Annotated in this window: 1 protein-coding gene; it reads right to left on the bottom strand. The window is 38.5% G+C overall.

What is annotated here, in order from left to right:
• Positions 1–240: 240 nt before the first annotated feature.
• On the bottom strand, positions 241–1,554 hold the full coding sequence (locus LI074_RS16955; RefSeq protein ID WP_070100684.1) for an IS30 family transposase: 1,314 nt from the start codon (positions 1,552–1,554) through the stop codon (positions 241–243).
• Between the last annotated feature and the right edge of the window lie 148 nt (positions 1,555–1,702).

The raw sequence follows: 1,702 nt of genomic DNA, 5'->3' as shown, positions 1-1,702 counted from the left end.
ACTTAAATGAAAAACTAATTTCCAGCTGTGGATTATCCCTGTAATTCTGCAGGATTAATTTCCACTTTACGTCTTAACAAATTCATATATTTGCTTTATAATGAGTCCATAAGCACCCAGTTTTAATGTTTTTTTACATGCTAAATGGGCATCTGAAAATAGTATGCAGGACTAAATTCCACATGCCTTATGTGTAAGACTAAATTCTGGTGCAGTGAAATCTGCCTGTGCTTTACTGTTTTATTTTATAAGTTTCGGACTAAGCATAACGTCATCAGGTTCGATTGCCTTTAATCCTAATGATTTATGCAGCTTGTTGTCCAAGAGTAAAAGAGAGAGTTCATATGGACTGTGTCCATTAAAACTGTCTCTTTTTTCGTTATTTATGTGATTCATCATAAGCCTGACTTTATCGTCATTTAAATTAGCGAATGAACTGCCTTTCGGACATATATAGCGGATATACTCATGATTCTTTTCACAGGCACCTTTTTGCCAAAAGCTGTATGGATCACAGTAAAAGACAGTAGTACTTTTACTTCCGTCACAGAATTCTTCCATCTCTTTTCGGGCGGAGAATTCAGAACCTCCATCCGTGAGGATCACTGGAAAAAGCTTTTTGAATGCCTCCTGTCCCAAAACTGTTTCCAGCCATACAAAGACCTCCAGGACGCATTCCTGATCCTGATATTCCAAAAGGAACATGAGCATAAGATTGCAGTTGCGGAATGTAAAGGTCAAGATAGATCTGCTTTCGCCTTTCTTACCTTCCACACAGTCCATTTCCACGACATTGGTATCTGGATGTTCCTTCATATAATCCTGAAAATCTTCGTAGTTATGACCTTGGCGGTAAGAACGGTCTTTTGATCCTGCCTTCGTAGGTTTCCTGCGCTTTTTATAGCGCACAGAACGTCTTAAATCACCATTGCGGATATCAAATACACAATCATTAATGTAAGAGTAAAGTGTTCTTCTGGAGCAGCCTAATTCCTCTGCGTGGGTAGCATAAATGTGTCCGATGGACTGGTGTTTATCCCTGATCAGTGGGACCAGTAAATCGTTCATGGACTGAATACTTTCGGGAGTCTGATTGATACCAACTCTGCTATCAACAAGCACACTGCGATATTCATCATGAGCATACTTGGAAGAATAAAACATTCTTGGCATGAGACAATGGCTTTTTTTAGCGCATCCATTACATACATATGGCGGCTTTTTAAGCTTCTCACATTCCGCCGTTTCATATGCAGGACATACATCTATACAACGCATATTTTGCTTTTTACAGATTTTACACATAGTTCCACATTGCTCATCACAGAGACAGGTCATTTTACATTTTTTTCGATGAATGCAGGGAGGATTGGTATAACCCGGATCCGGACGCTCTTTGACACGTGCATGAAGACGTACTTCCTTAGATATTGTTGAGGAATCTTTGCCTATGATTCTTCCAATTTCAGCAAAGCTTTTATTCTCAGTAAGAGCTTTTTCAATCTCAACACGCTGCTCAAATGTTAAATGTTTCCGATTGCCTTTATTATTCATATTTATCTCCAATCTGCACAGGCAGGCAATCAGTTGCAAGTACAGTATACATAGCAATGGTCATCAATGACAATATATATGTGCAGAAGTAATTTCTATGAGACTGGAATTTACTCTTGCCAACTGGAAGTTAAAAATACATTTAAGT

The sequence above is a fragment of the Blautia sp. MSK18_10 genome (assembly GCF_020553185.1).
Classification (GTDB): domain Bacteria; phylum Bacillota; class Clostridia; order Lachnospirales; family Lachnospiraceae; genus Blautia_A; species Blautia_A wexlerae.
This window is presented reverse-complemented; position numbering and strand designations above follow the sequence as displayed.